This window comes from Novosphingobium sp. MMS21-SN21R (assembly GCF_031846015.1).
In the GTDB taxonomy this organism is placed as follows: Bacteria; Pseudomonadota; Alphaproteobacteria; order Sphingomonadales; family Sphingomonadaceae; genus Novosphingobium.
In genome coordinates, this window is sequence record NZ_JAVRDU010000001.1 from 244,823 (window position 1) to 258,173 (window position 13,351).

11 protein-coding genes are annotated in these 13,351 nt (G+C 63.7%); 5 read left to right on the top strand and 6 right to left on the bottom strand.

The window, feature by feature from the left end:
* Positions 1-120 precede the first annotated feature (120 nt).
* Positions 121-540 (top strand): hypothetical protein, encoded by a 420-nt coding sequence (locus RM192_RS01195; RefSeq protein ID WP_311505700.1) that lies wholly within the window; start codon positions 121-123, stop codon positions 538-540.
* A gap of 15 nt (positions 541-555) precedes the next feature.
* Here RM192_RS01195 and RM192_RS01200 read toward each other — a convergent pair whose 3' ends face one another.
* On the bottom strand, positions 556-1,863 hold the full coding sequence (locus RM192_RS01200; protein ID WP_311505701.1) for a homoserine dehydrogenase: 1,308 nt from the start codon (positions 1,861-1,863) through the stop codon (positions 556-558).
* Positions 1,864-1,936: 73 nt separating this feature from the next.
* Entirely contained in the window at positions 1,937-2,746 is an 810-nt protein-coding gene (locus tag RM192_RS01205; RefSeq protein ID WP_311505702.1) for a hypothetical protein, read from the bottom strand.
* 429 nt (positions 2,747-3,175) lie between these two features.
* On the opposite strand from RM192_RS01205, the gene RM192_RS01210 reads away from it, so the two are divergent.
* The 4 genes from RM192_RS01210 (at position 3,176) to RM192_RS01225 (ending at position 5,837) form a co-directional block, all read left to right on the top strand.
* Positions 3,176-3,838, top strand: a complete 663-nt coding sequence (locus tag RM192_RS01210; RefSeq protein WP_311505703.1) for an energy transducer TonB — start codon at positions 3,176-3,178, stop codon at positions 3,836-3,838.
* A gap of 78 nt (positions 3,839-3,916) precedes the next feature.
* Complete coding sequence (locus RM192_RS01215; protein WP_311505704.1) at positions 3,917-4,666, top strand: MotA/TolQ/ExbB proton channel family protein; 750 nt, start codon at positions 3,917-3,919, stop codon at positions 4,664-4,666.
* A gap of 124 nt (positions 4,667-4,790) precedes the next feature.
* Complete coding sequence (locus RM192_RS01220; protein WP_311505705.1) at positions 4,791-5,321, top strand: biopolymer transporter ExbD; 531 nt, start codon at positions 4,791-4,793, stop codon at positions 5,319-5,321.
* Positions 5,322-5,399: 78 nt separating this feature from the next.
* Positions 5,400-5,837 carry a biopolymer transporter ExbD gene (locus RM192_RS01225; protein ID WP_311505706.1) on the top strand — a complete coding sequence of 146 codons (438 nt, stop codon included), beginning with the start codon at positions 5,400-5,402 and terminating at the stop codon, positions 5,835-5,837.
* 81 nt (positions 5,838-5,918) lie between these two features.
* On the opposite strand, the gene RM192_RS01230 is transcribed toward RM192_RS01225, so the two are convergent.
* The 4 genes from RM192_RS01230 to pgmG form a co-directional block, all read right to left on the bottom strand.
* On the bottom strand, positions 5,919-8,333 hold the full coding sequence (locus RM192_RS01230) for a ligase-associated DNA damage response DEXH box helicase (protein WP_311505707.1): 2,415 nt from the start codon (positions 8,331-8,333) through the stop codon (positions 5,919-5,921).
* 22 nt (positions 8,334-8,355) lie between these two features.
* Positions 8,356-10,125: a hypothetical protein gene (locus RM192_RS01235; protein WP_311505708.1), complete on the bottom strand. Its 1,770-nt coding sequence runs from the start codon at positions 10,123-10,125 to the stop codon at positions 8,356-8,358.
* Positions 10,126-10,135: 10 nt separating this feature from the next.
* On the bottom strand, positions 10,136-11,842 hold the full coding sequence (locus tag RM192_RS01240; RefSeq protein WP_311505709.1) for a molecular chaperone HscC: 1,707 nt from the start codon (positions 11,840-11,842) through the stop codon (positions 10,136-10,138).
* Between the two features lie 72 nt (positions 11,843-11,914).
* Positions 11,915-13,318, bottom strand: a complete 1,404-nt coding sequence (gene pgmG, locus RM192_RS01245) for a phosphoglucomutase/phosphomannomutase PgmG (protein WP_311505710.1) — start codon at positions 13,316-13,318, stop codon at positions 11,915-11,917.
* Positions 13,319-13,351: the final 33 nt, after the last annotated feature.

Genomic DNA, 13,351 nt, shown 5'->3' on the forward strand with positions numbered 1-13,351 from the left:
ATGGGCATCAATGCATGGCACAGGTGACGTGGGTGTGACCTAGGCACTAGACGCGAGGCAAGGGTCTTGTCGAGACGAAGAGTAGCGGTTTTTAGCGGTCTTGCGCTTCTTTTCGGCGCAATGCCTGCCTGCGCGCAGGTTCAGGCGGCAAGTTCCGCCCCGGTTCAGGGTCCGGCGGCACCGGTCGGCTCGGGTGCGCCGGACGATGCGGCGATGTCGCAGCGCCTGCTCACCGGCGCACAGGCAGAGCGTTGCCGTCCGATGCAGCGGTCAGATGGAACGATCGTGGTCTGCGGCGGCAAGGAGGTCAGCGACAAGGAGCGCATCCCGCTACGCGACGAGACCGAAAGTGCCAAATCGACACGAGACGGCCTGCCACGCGCGCCCAATGTCTCGGGCCTGCGGGACTGCAGCCGCGGTTGCATCGGCCTTGGCGGCGTTCCAGCCCCCGTCTATTACTTCGACATCAAGGCGCTGCCGCCGCCACCGCCGGGATCTGACGCGGACCGGATCGCCAAGGGCGAAATTCCCGCGCCCTGACCGGACACACACGGATCAGTCGCCCAGAATGTGCATGACCAGCGGCGCTTCGGCGAGCGCAGGCGAACCTTCGAGCAAGCGCAGCGCCTCGGTTATCGCGCTTTCAGGGCCCTCATGCGTAACCATGGCCACCATGACCTGGGCATTGTCCGAATTGCCCTTCTGGATCAGGCTTTCGATCGATACGCCCGCATCGCGCATGGCCGCAGTGATCTCGGCGAGAACACCGGGCCGGTCGGCCACGTTGAAGCGGATATAGGCCTTGCCGATGCGGTGGCCGACTTCGGCGGGCGCGGCATAATCGAGTTCAGCGACCGGAATCGAGAACGGTGCGCCGATATCACCGCGCGCGATGTCGATCAGGTCGGCAACGACTGCGCTAGCCGTCGGGCCATCGCCCGCACCAGCACCCTGGAACAGCAGCCGTCCGACGAAGTTGCCCTCGGCCACAACCGCGTTGGTCGCACCGTCGACATGGGCCAGCGGGTGATCGCGGTGGACGAGGTGGGGGTGGACGCGCTGGAACAGGCGGCGGTTGCCGTCCGCGTCGATTTCGGTCTGCGCCATGCCGATCAGGCGGATATAGTAACCCAGCGCATCGGCCTGCGCGATGTCGGCAGCGAGCACGCGGCGAATGCCCGTCGCGGCGACGGGCTTGAAGTCCACTGCCGTGCCGAAGGCAATCGATGACAGGATCGAGAGCTTGTGTGCGGCGTCGATGCCGTCGATGTCAAAGCTCGGGTCGGCTTCGGCAAAGCCCTTTGCCTGCGCTTCGGCCAGCACGTCGGCGAAATCGCGGCCCGTATCTTCCATGGTCGAGAGGATGAAATTGCAGGTGCCGTTGAGGATGCCATAGACTCGCGCGATCTCGTTGGCGGCGACGCCTTCCTTCAGGCCCTTGATCACCGGGATGCCGCCTGCGACTGCCGCTTCGAACTTGAGCGCGACCTTGGCTGCTTCGGCCTTGGTGGCGAGTTCAACGCCGTGATGGGCGATCATAGCCTTGTTGGCTGTGACGAGCGCCTTGCCAGCCTCGAAGGTGGTGCGCGCCAGCGCCAGTGCCGGACCATCCGCACCGCCGACCAGTTCCACCACGACATCGACGTCTGGCCGCTCGCCAAGGATGACCATATCGTCTTCCCAAGCGTACTGCGAAACGTCGAAGCCGCGATCCTTGTTGCGGTTGCGGGCGCTGACGGTGGTGATCACGATCGGGCGGCCTGCGCGGCGTTCGATCAGTTTGGCGTTCGCCTCGATCAGCCGGATTACCCCGCCGCCGACCGTACCGAGTCCGGCCAGCGCGATGCGCAAAGGTTCGCTCATATCATTCCCGTCCACCTGAGATATCCGCGGGCGCCTTAGGGGACCGGGCGGCGCGGGGCAACAGCGGGAATCGTCAGCGGACCACTGCCGGGCGGGTTCGGGTGCAAGGACCAAGTTGCGCAATTACGAAGGCGTAGTCCTCTGCCGCAGTGGCATGATCTGCCTCGTTGCCGGACAGACCTGCACCATAGGGGATCGTGGCTGGAAGGAAGCAGGCGAGGCGATACCATGTCAAAGTGTCGCGGGCGGGCGGGCGGGCAGCCTGATCGACAATCTCGGAAAGGCTGACGCCCCATGCGCGCTCCATCCCCGGCCGCCGCACCACCGATAGCGAAACCGGTGCACCTGTTTCGGTCTGCAGGAAAACCTGCGTCTCGCCTTCGCCTGCAAGGTTCCCGGGCACGAACAGCACTTCGCGCAAGGCCTTGATCCGGGGCGCGGCATCGGGCGCAAGCAGTTCGGTCAGAATCTGCCGGGTGCGGGCTTCGGCGGCAGTGGACCATGCCAGCTGCGCCCCCCCGTCAACAAGGCGCAGCTCTCCAGTGCGTCCCGGAACCGTGCGGGCAAAGACCAGCACCTGTGCTTTACCGAGCTTCGGCGGCTTGCCTTTGGCATCCAGCGGCACGTCGGCAAGGTAGCGCACAGTCTCGCCCATGGCCGGACCGGAGAGCACGGCGAGTGTCCGCGCTTCGATCAGCATGCGGGCCATGCCTGGGGCCAGGCCCGGGGCTTGTTCGGGCTTCAATCGGCTGGACTTCCTGACCTGAGCCTTCAGGACCACTTCAGCCGCATCGGCAAGATCAGCAATGTCGGCGTAAGTCAGGGCATCGGACGTGTTGGTGACAGCGTTGCCAAGTGCCCGAATCACTGGCTGTTGCGCCACGGCCGGGGATACGCTCAATCCTATCGCGCAAGGCGGGCATAGCAGAAGTGACAGGGCTAAACTTTTCAGCATTCTCGGCATGTCGTTGTCTCCGGCGGCACCATCGGGGGCCGCACACCGTCATTTTGCGGTCATTCCAGCCAGTGGAACCATGAATCGTCAGTTAACGGATAAAGCATTTGCGCGGCTATGGCTTCGCCGTTAAAGATGCCAATCGTTCGGGCAATCTAAAAACAAGCAGCCCGACGCTTGCCGCCGCCAACCCACCCGGGTTGATGTCGGTGGACCGGGTTGCCGGCAGGGTGGATTGAAATTTGCTGGATTGGCTTTCGCGCAGGACGGTGATCTTGCGTGCGGGCTCCACCTTTGGGCAGGGCGTGCTTCCGTGCGCATCATGTCCGGGTGGGCGATCAGGAGTATTGGAGCTGAATGGCATACGCTGACCAACAGATGAGCGGTAACAAGATCACCGCGCTCATCATCGTTGCGATCCTTCATGTCGTCGTCGGCTATGCGCTGGTCTCAGGGCTTGCGTATTCGGCGATACAGAAGGTGAAAGAGGTAACCTCGGCGGTCAACATCGAGGAAGAGAAGCCGCCGGAAGAACCGCCGCCGCCTCCTCCTCCGAAGGATGACACGCCCCCACCGCCGATCGTCGCGCCTCCGCCGCCGATCAGCTTTAACGCGCCTGCTCCGCAGGTTCAGACGGTGAATGTAGCGCCCCCGACGCCGGCTCCGCCAGCGCCAGTGGCTCTGCCTCCAGCGCCTGCAGCGCCTCCGGCGCCGCGGTTCACGCCGAAGGGTGCTGTCCCCAAGGGCAACCCGGGCAATTGGGCGACGTCGAACGACTACCCCTCGCGTGCGCTTCGCGAAGAGCGTGAAGGCACAACGGGTTTTCGTGTCACCATCGGTCCCGATGGCAAGGTCACGGACTGCCAGATCACCAGATCTTCCGGCAGCCCCGATCTTGACGAGGCCACGTGTTCCAACGTCCGTCGTCGCGCGCGTTTCACGCCCGCTACCGATGGCGAAGGCAACCCGTCCACGGGCTCGTATTCGAACCAAATCCGCTGGATCATTCCAAAGGATTGATCCCGCAGGGCCAGACACGGAAATCCGTCAACAACGGCTTTCACGCACTTTGATTTGAATTGAAGAGGAAGACTCGCAATGTTCATCTACAACCTTGCCGCTGTGGCCGCCAACGCCGCGCCGCAGAACAAGTTCGGTTTCGCTGAAGCGCTCGAGCAGGGCGGTTTCATCGCCTATGCGACCGTCATCATTCTCGGCATCATGTCGTTTGGTTCGTTCTTCATCCTGTTCACGAAGTTCTTCGAACAGAACAAGATCCTTGGCCAGTACAAGAACGTGCGCTCGGGCTTCTGGCGCGCTGCCACGATCCGTGAAGGTGCCACCAAGCTCGACAAGAACTCGGCCTGGCGCCAGCTCGTCGATGACGGCGTTGCCGCTGAAGACCAGCACTCGAAGATGACCGATGCCATGGAAGCCCATGACTGGCTGCACGGTTCGCTCGCCCGTTCGGAAGCTTCGATCAACTCGAAGCTCGCCGGTGGCCTGCCGTTCCTCGCAACCGTTGGTGCTACCTCGCCGTTCATCGGCCTGTTTGGTACCGTCGTCGGCATCTATCGCGCTCTGATCAACATCGGCCTCGCCGGTTCGGCATCGATCGACAAGGTTGCAGGTCCGGTTGGTGAAGCTCTGATCATGACCGCGCTCGGTCTGCTCGTCGCCGTTCCTGCCGTGCTTGCCTACAACTGGCTGCAGGCACGCAACAAGCGCATCGCAGAGCTGCTCTCGGGCTTCTCGACCGATCTGCTGGCGAACATCAACTCGAAGGGTGCAGTCAAGCCGGCGGTTGCCGCTGCTCCTGCCACCCCGGCCGCTCCGGTCAAGAAGTAAGCTGTACTTGGGCTGGCGGCATCGCTGCCAGCCCGGTTCGGAAATGCGGGGATTCCGCCGGAGTTCCGCCCTTCGGGGCATCTCCGGCACTCTTCCGCGGCTCAGAACGGATAGGATGTAACCCATGGCAATGTCTGTAGGCGGCGCTGGCGGTCAAGAACGCCCGATGTCGGACATCAACACCACGCCGCTCGTGGACGTGATGCTGGTGCTGCTGATCATCTTCCTTATCGCGGTGCCCGTCGCGATCCAGACTGTCGAAAAGCTCAAGGTCCCCGTCCTTCCCAGCGAGGAATCGCAGGACAAGGTCGAGAACCTGATGCTTTCGGTCGTCTCTACTGACGCAGCAGGTCGCAGCCCGAAGGAAGCCGGATATGAAGGCTCTTCGCGCACCGGCCAATGCCGCGTCTATTTCAATAACCAGACCCCGGTCGACAACCAGGAGCTTTACCAACAGGCTTTCAATCGCCTCGATGCGATCGTGAAGCGTGAAGGCGGCGCCGCCAACATGGATCCGGAAAAGATCCCCGAAGTGCAGATCCGCGGGGACGTCAATGTTCCCTGGAAGTGCATCGCAGGGGCCATCTACAACGTCCAGTCGGCGGGTTATCCGAAGGTCGGCTTCATCTCCACCCCGGTTGACCCCAACGGTTAACGCCGATCGGAACGGTCGGGACGCCGAAAGGCTGCCTGACCGGCCGACCGGGCCAGAGAACGAACAGGAGTACCAAACATGGGTATGAGCGCCGGCGGCGATGATGGCCAGCCGATGATGGAAATGAACACGACGCCGTTGATCGACGTCATGCTCGTTCTCTTGATCATGTTTATCATTACCATCCCCGTGGCCACCCACGCGGTGAACATTGACCTTCCACAGCCGCAGCCACCTACGGACACTGTTCAGATCGATCCGATCAAGAACAAGCTTGTGCTGACGATGCAGAACCAGATCCTCTGGAACGGTGCACCGATCAACACGGGCCAGCTCGTGTCGATCCTGCAGTCGACGAAGGCGATCAATCCCGAGCCGGAGCTTCAGTTCCAGCCCGAGGAATATGCCAGCTACGAGATCGCGAACCAGATCATGAAGATCATCACGGATTCGAAGGTCACGAAGTTCGGCTTCGTCGGTAACGAGAACTTCGCCACCTTCCAGAAAGCCCAGTAAGGCTTTCGGAGAAGCGGCGGGCTTCCAGCCAGACGCAAACAATCAGGGGGCGGAGAAATCCGCTCCCTTTTTGTTTGTCCGTCAATCGGCCCGCATCGCTGCTGCCGCCAAGCTCTCCGCCTCGACAAGCAGTTCGTCGTCAGCGGCTCCCGCCGGCAGCGTCTCCCGCCCGATCATCACCAGAACCGGCACAGCCAATGGCGTCACCCGGTCCAGTTTCACATGGACAAGCTGCCCTGCAGCGCGGTCGAGCAAGTCGCCCAGCCGCCCGACATCGGTCATGCGAGCGCGCGCGTCAGCCCAAGCCGCCTCGATCAGCAAGTGGTCTGGCTCGTACTTGCGCAGCACGTCATAGATCAGATCGGTTGAAAAGGTGACCTGCTTACCCGACTTGCGCTTGCCCGGATGTTGCCGTTCAACCAAGCCCGATATGACGGCAACTTCACGGAATGCGCGGCGCAGCAGGTGCGATTCCTCCACCCATTCGACAAATTCGTGCGCAAGAATGTCAGGTGAGAGAAAGGGGGCGGGATCGTCCACCGGCTTCACACTCCACACCGCCAGGGCATAGTCGTTGGCGACAAAGCCCAGCGGCATCAGCCCACGCTCGTTCATCCGCCGGGTGATCAGCATCCCGAGCGACTGGTTCGCGTTCCAGCCTTCGAATGTATAATACACGGTGTAGTGCCGCCCGTTATGCGGAAAGCTCTCGGCCAAGAGTTCGCCGGGGCCGGGCAGGCGGCTGCGCCAGTCCTGCATCTCGAGCCATTCTCGCACGTCATCGGGGAAACGCGACCAGCCTGGGCGATCCACCAGTAGCGTTCGGACCCGCTCAGCCAAATGGGTGGTGAGAGGCAGTCGCGCGCCCATGTAACTCGGGATCTGCCCAGGCTTCTTGGCCGCGCGTACGATCAGTTCGAGATCGCGCAGACCCTCGACCTCGAGGTCCATCCCCGCAAAGCGGATGGTATCGCCAGGAGAAAGCGTTGCCCCGAAAGATTCTTCTACCTTGCCCAGGCTCCGCCCGTTGCGGAATCGGACTTCGAGCATTTCGGAATCAACGATGATCCCGGCGTTCAGCCTGTGCCGCGCGGCATGTTCGGGGTGGGTAAGCCGCCACGATCCGTTCTTGTCGCGCACGATGCGCTTGAACCGGTCATAAGCGCGCAAGGCGTAGCCACCGGTCGCCACAAACTGCAGAACCCGCGCCCACTGCGCCTCGTCGATCCACCGGTACGGATGGGCCGAGCGCACCTCGGCCAGCAGTGCAGCCTCGTCGAAAGGTCCTGCGCACGCACTGGCCATCACATGCTGTGCCAGCACATCGAGTCCGCCCGCACGGAAATCCTCTCCATCTCGCTGGCCTTCCTCGACCGCCTGCTGGGCTGCAAAGGCCTCGAGAAATTCGAAACGGTTGCCGGGTACCAGCAAGGCGCGGCTGGGACAGTCGAGCCGGTGGTTTGCGCGACCGATCCGCTGGAGAAGACGCGATGAACCCTTTGGTGCGCCCATCTGGACGACGAGGTCGATATCACCCCAGTCCACCCCGAGATCGAGGCTGGCGGTGCAGACAAGTGCGCGCAACTCGCCTCGCGCCATTGCGCCTTCCACCTTGCGCCGCGCCTCTTTGGAGAGCGAACCATGGTGTATGCCGATGGGCAGTTTGTCGTCGTTGACATCCCACAGCAGCTGGAAGATGTACTCGGCCAGAAAACGCGTGTTGGTGAAGATCAGCGTGATCTTGTTGCGGCGGATGGCGTCATAGAGCTGCGGCACTGCCCATGCAGCCGCATGGCCGCCCCAAGGCACGCGCTGGTCTTCGGGATGGAGGATCGCCACTTCAGGCTCAGCGCCCGGCTCTCCATCCACGAGACGAACCGAAGCGGACTGCCCGTCGGGCGCAAGCCAGCGGCGGAAATCGTCAGGATCGGCCACGGTGGCAGAAAGTGCCGCGCGGCGCATGTCCGGCGCAATGGCTTGCAGCCGCGCCAGCGATAGGGCGAGCAGATCGCCGCGCTTGCCCGTGGCGAAAGCGTGGACCTCGTCGATGATAACCCGCTTGAGGCCCGCAAACATCGTTGCCGCTTCGGGGTAGCTGAGCAGGAGTGATAGCGATTCGGGCGTGGTCAGCAGGACATGCGGCGGCTTGACGCGCTGACGCGCCTTGCGGTCGGAGGGTGTATCGCCGCTGCGTGTTTCGATGCGCATCGACAGGCCGAGCTCATCGGCCGGAACAAGCAGGTTGCGCTGGACGTCGTGGGCAAGCGCCTTGAGCGGCGAGACATAGAGCGTGTGCAACCCGTTTCCCGGTGGGTCGTCACCGGCAAAGTCGGCTAGAGTCGGCAGGAAGCCGGCCAGCGTCTTGCCTGCGCCGGTATCAGCGACAAGCAGCGCATGCTCGCCTGCGCGGGCCGCTTCGAGCATGTCCCACTGATGCTGCCGCACCCGCCAGCCGCGCTGCGCAAACCAGTCAGCTATGGCGGGGGGCAGCGTCATCCCGGTCAAGATAGGGATTGTTCTAGAGGACCGAAAGGATGGCCTGTCGTTCTTTGGCGGGTGCAGCCAGTGCCGCATCGATCAGCGCGACGGTAACGGCGCATTGATCGGCATCAGAGCCGCTGCCGTTCATCGCCTGACGCACGCGCGCATCGCCGATGCCGGTCGTTTCCACCACCTTGGCGACCAGTTCACCGGGCACGCTTGTGCGGCCGCCTGCCGCTCTCGCAGGCGGACCCAGCTGCCGCGCGTCGAGCATCCGCCGCGCGAGGTCGCGTTCACGTAACAGCACAGACCCGCCGACGGTCACTTCGGGAGCGAGACGGCGCGTGCGGGTATAGGCCATGCAATGTTCAGGCCCAGCCTGCTGAGCCGCGCGCAGGACATCGGCCCGGATGCGCTGGACGTCCTCCAGAACCGGGCCCCTTGCGGTAAGCGCGGTCATGTACATCCGCTCGCGCACCAGATCACGGACCTTCGCGATATAGGCGTCGTCGCTGTCGTTTTCGGACCGTGCAATCGTGCGGTTGGCCGAGAACAGTGCGGCAAGGTCGGGCTGGCGCGCTTGCACTTGTTCGAACGTCACCCCTTCGCCGAAGATAGCGGTGACAGCGCGGGAGATGATCGCCTTGTCGCTGTCGGTCTGGCTCTCCGAGACGGGCGGCGGCGCTTCGGCGGTCTGCGGGCCGCGGTCACTCCCGCTCGTCGCGAACCGGGCGATCTGGGCGAGCAGGATGACGGCGAAAATTATCAGCCGGGTCTTGCTCCACCAGCCGCCAGTCCCAGTCTTATCCTGCCGCTCCCATAGCGCGACGCGCCAAGGATCGAAGTGGTGTTCGAGTTCGGGGAAGTTCTTGCGTACGCCGCCGAGCAGTTGCGCGACATCGCTGCGCTTGACGAACCAGCCCTTGCGGCTGCCCTGCTGGGCCGGAGTTGTCAGCTCGTTCCATGCTTTGTGCAAGGGATGGCCCGGCACTTCCACCTTTTCGCGGAAACGCAGCCCGCGCAGGCGCGCGTTGAGGAAAGCGACCGCCGGGCGTTCGCTGACCTGACCGCGCTCGCTCTCCCAGCCGAACACCTGTGCGGCGGGTTCGAGCAACGGCGCCGAGCGCGGCCAGCTGCGGGCAAGCAGGCTGGCCAGCCAGTTGTCGACTTCGTCAAACGCGGTCACGCTAACCGTCTCGGCATTGTACAATACGGACTTCAGGTGCCCGCGTGCCATCGCTTCTTCCCATCCTTCGAGTGACGGCAGCTCGGCTTCTTCTATTGCGGGAAGGAGCAGGCGGTGGAGCGCCTGTTCATGCGCCCAGGCCGGCATGACCGCATCTGCGTTCTGCTCAAGGCCCAGCAGGACGGGCCGGGTGAACGGATCGCGGTTCACCGCAATGGCCTGTTCGGCGGGGGCCTGAGCCTGTGCGAAGCCGGGCGTGACGTCGAGCGATTGCGCGCTCTGGCCAAGTCGCGTGGTCAGCGACGGATCGGCGGTTCCCGCAAGCTCGGGCGCTGCATAAAGCCAGCTTGAGGTTTCGCGCCCGGCTTTGTCAGGCTCTGTTTCGTCTGGCTGAGAGTCGGTGTCCGTGGCAACTGGCGCGGTATCTTCCACCACAACCGGCGCGGCCTGCATCCGGGCCCAACGGAGCGCAGCATCGCGGGCATCACGCAGCCGCGCAAAGCCCGCGACATCGCGATCGACGTCCATGGCTTTGAGCTTTTCGGCATAGGCGCGCCGAACGGCGGAAACGTCGCTAGTCTTGGCGATGCCGAGCGCGCCGAAGGCCTGGGTGGGAGTCATGGCTGTGCGCTCACAGCGGCGAATGGGCTTCGAGTGCGTCGAGCAGCGCAGCGAGGCCAGCGGCAGCGTCGGCGATGCGGCGCGGGTCCTGGGCGTCGAGCGCGGCGGTGAATGCGAGGGTGCGCTCGCCGATTGCAGCCCGCATGTCGCCGAGGAATTCCTCGAAGCAGCGCTCGGCGCGTGCCAATAGCGCCTGATTGGCTGCCTGCTCGCGCGGGTGGTGTTTGAGGGCGGCAAGGACCTTGCGTCGCGCGTCCAGATCCTGCGCAGCCTTGCGGTCTTCCTCGTCGATAATCACGAGGTTGTGTTTCGTTCCGGTCAGCGGCACTTCAACATCGACTTCGAGCAGGCCCGAACTGTCATAGGAAAAGCGCACGTCGATGGCGACTTCTCCCTCCGGGCGGGGCGGCACCGGGACCTTGAGCGCGCCCAGCCTGACGTTGCCCGAGACTTCGCGCGCCTCGCCCTGATAGATCGTCACCTCGATCTGCTTCTGGTTGTCGCTCATCGTGCTGTAGACGCCAGACCGGCTGACCGGCACCGGGGTGTTGCGATCAATGATCGGTGAGAACAACCCCTGCTGGATCATCCCGCGTTGGGTGCGCTCCGCCGTTTCGATGCCGAGCGTGAATGGGCAGACGTCGGTGATGCGGATTTCCTCGAGCCCGCCATCGCGCGCGATCAGCCCGCCCTGAATCGCTGCGCCCAGCGCCACCGCATGATCGGGATGGACCGAGGAATTGGGGAAACGCCCGAACAAGCGGGTGATTGCCTTTCGCACCAGCGGCATGCGCGTGGCCCCGCCGACCAGGACGATCTCGCTGAGCGAAGCGGCGTCGATCTGCGTATCGCGCAGGGCGCGCACTACCGGGTCGCGCAGACGGCGGATCAGGCCTTCTGCCTGCGCCTCGAATTCGCTCGCGGTTATCAGAGCCGACAGGCGCTCGTCCCCGACTGTGACTGCAAATTCCGCTTCCTGCGCCTCGCTGAGCGTGCGCTTGGTGCGTTCGGCGGCTTGGCCAAGCAGGGCGTCGGCCTGCGTCTGGCCGAGGGCGGCAAGTTTGCCTTCCGGATCGAGGCGGCCCCTTGCAGCAGTGACCAGCGCCGCGTTGAAATCATCACCGCCGAGCCGGTTGTCGCCTGCCGACGCGCGGACTTCGACGATGCCCTCGAACATCTCGACAACCGAGACGTCGAAGGTGCCACCGCCGAGATCGAACACCAGAAACGGTTCGCGCTCCGCCTTGTCCTGCAGCCCGAAGGCGAGCGCTGCGGCGGTCGGTTCGTTGATCAGGCGGCGCACAGCCAGCCCAGCCAGTTCGCCCGCACGGCGCGTTGCCTTGCGCTGGCGATCGTTGAAGTAGGCGGGGACGGTGATGACCGCTTCGGTCGGGCGGTCACCGGTAAAGGCTGTCACATCATCTCGCAGGGACATCAGGACCAAGGCCGAAAGCTCTTCGGCAGAGAAATCCTTGCGGCCGAGGCGGATCTTGCGGTCGGTGCCCATCAGGCGCTTGAAGCTGGTGGCGGTCGCCCCGTCCTTAAGCGCCACGCGCTCCAGCGCGGCGGCCCCGACCAGCGTATTGCCATCGGGCAGGACCGAGACGGCTGACGGTGTCAGCAGTGCGCCCAGCGCATTGGGCACAAGTTGCGCTTCGCCGTCCTTCCACAGGGCCACCGCAGAGTTGGTGGTGCCCAGATCGATCCCGATGAGCATTCTTTTTTCTATCCTTCGCGCGCCCTGATGCGTCAGCGCGATCGGACTTGGCAAGGGCAAAGCGGCATTGTTCTAGTGGCCGAACTGCTGGCCGCGCACGATCCCGGACTCGGCCAGTTGCGCATCGACCTGTTCCAGCAGACGGGCAAGGCCCTCGTCGCTGCGGGATTCGGCGCGAACGACGAGCACATCCTGCGTGTTCGACGCGCGCAGCAGCCACCAGCCATCGGGCGTATCGACGCGCACCCCGTCGATCTCGGACATGCGCGCGCCTTGGCGGCGCAGCCGGTCGCGCACTTCATCGACCACGACGAACTTGCGCGTCTCGTCGATCTGGAAACGCAATTCGGGGGTGTTGACCATCGCGGGCATGGCTGCACGCATTTGCGTAACCGATTTTCCGAGGCGGGCGGTGGCGGCGATGAGTCGGACGGCAGCATAAAGCGCGTCGTCAAAGCCGTAGTAACGGTCGGCGAAGAACACATGCCCGCTCATTTCGCCGCCGAGCAAGGCACCAGTTTCCTTCATTCTGGACTTTATGAGCGAATGGCCGGTTTTCCACATCATGGCATCGCCGCCGAGCTGCGTGATACGGTCAAACAAGGCGCTGCTGGACTTGATATCCGCGATAATCGCGGCGCCCGGCGCGGTTTCCAGCACGTCTTCGGCGAAGATCGCGAGCAGCTGGTCGCCCCAGATTGTGCGCCCGGTCCCGTCGACTGCACCGATCCGGTCGCCATCACCATCGAATGCCAATCCGAAGTCGAGCCTTCCTCGCACGACAGCCTGCACCAGATCAGCGAGATTGGATTCTACAGTCGGATCAGGATGATGGTTGGGAAAATGGCCGTCCACGCTCGTAAACAGAAGGACATGGTTGCCCGGAAGTCGGGCGGTGAGCGCCTCGACCACGGGGCCGGCCGCGCCGTTGCCGGTATCCCAGCCGATGTTGATGCCATCCAGCGCGGAGAGGTCGATCCCGTCCAAGCCTTTGAGCAGCCTGTCGACGTAAGCTTCCATGATGCTGACAGTCGTGGTCTGCCCGGTGCCGGAAACCCAGTCGCCTTCGTTGGCGATCCGCCCGAGATCGACTATGTCGGCCCCAAAGAACGCTCGACCTTCAAATACCGCCTTGAAGCCGTTGTGATTGGCGGGATTGTGGCTGCCGGTTACCTGAATGCCGCCCTGCAAATCTGGAATTGAAGCCGCTGCATAATATAGCATCGGGGTTGGCCCCATGCCGATCCGCACAGCGTCGATCCCGCTGGCATTCAGCCCTTCAACCAGGGCGTGTTCGAGTATGGGCGAACTGAGCCGCCCGTCATAGCCTACGACCACCCGTGATCCGCCCGCCCGAGCCACGCGGGTGCCGAAGCTGCGGCCTATGGCCCGGGCGTCATCCGGGCCGAGCGTCTCGCCGAAAACACCACGAATGTCGTATTCGCGCAGGATCGTGGGGTCGAAGGTGTGGCGCATTGTCCCGGTTCCTTCTTGCCTGTGCGCCGCGAG